General features: G+C 52.1%; 1 protein-coding gene. It reads left to right on the top strand.

What is annotated here, in order from left to right:
• Positions 1–221: 221 nt before the first annotated feature.
• Positions 222–995 (top strand): alginate O-acetyltransferase AlgX-related protein, encoded by a 774-nt coding sequence (locus tag E5Z01_RS19180; RefSeq protein WP_135230837.1) that lies wholly within the window; start codon positions 222–224, stop codon positions 993–995.
• Positions 996–1,132: the final 137 nt, after the last annotated feature.

Raw genomic sequence — 1,132 nt, 5'->3', positions numbered from 1 at the left:
CGCCTTGCCGCTTCCTTTTGACGTGAGGCTCTTCAAGTACTGCTCCTGCTCAGCACTCAGCACGACCGCATACTGAATTGGGCGTCCCATAGGCTAAGTATTATAATTTCTAGAACGCTGTACTAGCAGCAGCATTGACCGCCACAGCTGGCGCAGTCCGGCCGGAATGCAGGCCCTTCACTGATAAAAATCAGTACTACTTTGGGAGCAATGGCCTCGTTATGAGTGCCGTGCAGGTGGAAACAGGACGCCACGACATCCCTAAGGCCTCTGGTGATTACTTTCGACGCTTCGTAACGGCACTGAAACAGCGCGGCACAGAGTTGATTGTTATTCCAGTACCACGCTCCGGATTCACTTTTTCTGGAACTCTTGACGCTAGCGAGATTGAGGGGTCAGTATTTGCCAAAGGCAATCATCCCGATTTTAAGAAGCAGGCGTTGGACGCTTATCAAAGCTCTATCGCCAATCTTGCCTCCTATGGTGTAACTGCTGCCGACTTCATGAGTGCTGCCAACACGGAGCTGACACGCAATCCGAAAAAGCAATTGTTCTTCCTGCAAGATGGACACTGGCGACCAGAAGGGGCAGAAGTGGCGGCCAAAGCTGTGGCGACAACGCTGGCTGCAAAATTACCCTCGCTCAAGGAGCAAATTTCAACGAAAGAATTTAAGCTCGTTCCTGGCCCGGTCACCCAGCGCAACGGGTTTGGATGGGATGTAAGGGTCAAACTGGACTGCCCAAATACCAAATGGCAACCGCTGGTCGAGCCTTACCCGACAGTTAAAGCAGAGTTGGTTTCAGGGGGCGATCTGCTGAGCGACGACGAATTCCCCGTTTATCTGGCCGGAACGAGCTATTCGGCCGACAGTTACAAGATGGGCCTCGAATCGTATCTGAAAAAAGCCTTGGGGACAGACCTCACCAACATTGCCATCAATGGCGGTGAGGCGATGAGTTCCATGCTGGACTTTTACACATTTAACGGCGATTAGGGGTTGACATTTCACGGCGATTAGGGGTTGACATTTCGTGTCCAGAATGGCAAAGGGATGAAGGTGTTGACGCCTCATCCCGACTACAGTTTAATGCCCATCCCCCAGGCCGCAACGCTGATTGCCTTTCAGGTTCA

Origin of the sequence: Deinococcus fonticola (genome assembly GCF_004634215.1) — a bacterium.
Taxonomy (GTDB): domain Bacteria; phylum Deinococcota; class Deinococci; order Deinococcales; family Deinococcaceae; genus Deinococcus; species Deinococcus fonticola.
The sequence above is the reverse complement of the archived record's forward strand: the minus strand, read 5'-3'. Positions and strand labels throughout refer to the sequence as shown.

Excerpts from the sequence above, each read along its gene's own strand:
- E5Z01_RS19180 (WP_135230837.1), top strand. The coding sequence starts at position 222 with ATGAGTGCCGTGCAGGTGGAAACAGGACGCCACGACATCCCTAAGGCC.